Source organism: Rubrivivax gelatinosus, from assembly GCF_016583785.1.
In the GTDB taxonomy this organism is placed as follows: domain Bacteria; phylum Pseudomonadota; class Gammaproteobacteria; order Burkholderiales; family Burkholderiaceae_C; genus Rubrivivax; species Rubrivivax gelatinosus_B.
Map to the genome: position 1 here is coordinate 1 of NZ_NRRU01000208.1, position 1,905 is coordinate 1,905.

At 72.3% G+C, this 1,905-nt stretch carries 1 protein-coding gene; it reads right to left on the reverse strand.

The genetic code is table 11. From position 1 onward, the window contains the following. Positions 1-217: 217 nt before the first annotated feature. Positions 218-1,905, reverse strand: a 1,688-nt coding sequence (locus tag CKO43_RS25370; RefSeq protein ID WP_200380407.1) for an autotransporter assembly complex protein TamA, incomplete at its 5' end; no start/stop codon positions are given.

Sequence of the window (1,905 nt, forward strand, 5' to 3'; positions counted from 1 at the left end):
CCCGCGCCCCAAGACCGCCACGACCCCGCCACCATCCCCGCACCCGCGACCAAGCTTCCCGCCGCGGACCGGCTCCGCCGGTCCGCTGGCGGACGGCCTTGCAGGCCGCGCCGGGCCAGTGGCCCGGCCCCTCGCCAGGCATGGCCCGTCCACCGGACGGTCCATGTCCGGGTGAGGCCCCCTCGGGGGGTAGCGAGCGCTAGCGAGCTTGGGGGCATCAATAAGCTATCCCGACGCTGAAGTGCACCCGCACCTGCTGCGTCTCCTGCCCATACGCCAGGTCCAGCTTCAGCGGCCCGACGGGGCTGCGCCAGCGCACGCCGACGCCCGAGCCGATCGCCGGGTTGAAGCCCGAGAAACCGTTCGCCGCACGTCCTGCGTCGACGAAGACCGCGCCCCAGACCGAGGGCATGGACGCCGAGATCGGCCGCGCCAGCTCGACGCTGGCGGTCAGCAGCGAGGTACCGCCGGACTCGGCGCCGTTGACCGTCGGCGTCAGGCTGCGATAGGAGTAGCCGCGCACCGAGTCGTCGCCGCCGGCACGGAAGAGCTGCGAGTCCGGCACCGCGACGGCGTCGCGCTTGACCACCTGGCCCAGCTCCAGCCGGGCGCTGCCGTACCAGGCGCGCCCGATCGGCAGGTAGCCGGTGAAGCGGCCGTACAGGCGCGAGAACGGCCCGGTATCGCCGGCGCTGCCGTGAGCGTGGCCCAGGCTGGCCTGCAGCGACAGCGAGTAGCCCTCGGTCGGCAGCACGACGCTGTCGAGCCGGCGCCAGACGTTGTGGTGGTTGATCGAGTAGGCGATGGTGTTGGTGTGCACGCTGTCGTGGGTGGTCGTGGTGCGCGCCGAACGTTCGGCCTGCAGGTAGTACAGGCGCTCGAGCTGCTGCGTGTCCATCGAGCGCCCCAGGCGAAGCTGCTGCGACAGCACGATGTCCTCGCTGCCTTCCTCGCGGTCGACGGTGCCGCCGATCAGGTCGCGATAGAAGTCTTCTCCCGGGTGCGTGCTGATCTCGCCGGCCCAGGTCTGCTTCTTCTGCGCCAGCGAGAAGGTGTTGCTGGCCGACAGCGCGTAGCCGAAGACGCGCCGGTAGGCGTGTTCGAGCGAGGCCCGCGGCCCGGTGTTGGCGCTGACGCCGATGCCGAAGGTGTAGACCTGCAGCGGCGCTTCCTTCACGTGCACCAGCACGCGAGCGTGATCGGCGCGCGCGGTGTCGGGCTCGAGCGTGACCGCGGCGCTGTCGAACAGCCCGGCCTGCTGCAGCCGCTCCTGGTAGTCCAGCAGCGCCGATTCGGTCAGCGGCGCACCGGCTGCGAAGCCGGCCAGGTTCTCGACCGTCCGGGTGTCGTGCACGACGAGACCGTCGACGACGATCTCGCCGAAGCGGAACAGCGGCCCGCTGTCGGCGACCAGCACCAGCTGCACCGTGTGGGCGGCGGTGTCGACCTCGGCGGCGGTGGCTTTCCAGCTGGCGCCGGCGTAACCGGCGGCGCGCAGCCGGGCCAGCGCGGCCGACTTGGCGGCGTTCCAGTCGGGGTTGCGGAAGGCCTGGCCGGCCGGCAGCGCCCAGTGGTGGCGCAGGTCGGCCAGCGCCTCGCGGGCATGCGCCTGGCCACCGTCGGCGGCGTCGGCGAGCGCGCCTTCGACTTCGATCGTGACCTTGGCGACGCGGGTGCGCGGCCCCGGCTGCAGTTCCAGCCGCACGTGGCGCTCGCCGACGTTGCCGACCGAGCGCACCAGGATCACCGTCGGGTCGAAATAACCCTCGGTCTCCAGCAGCTCGCGCACCTGGGCCGGCGCGCCGTCGATCAGGCGCGCCCATTCGCTGTCGTCCAGCGTGCTGCCCGGCGCCAGCGTCGCGACGCGGGTGATGTCCAGGTGCTGCTCGAGCAGCGCCTGGACAT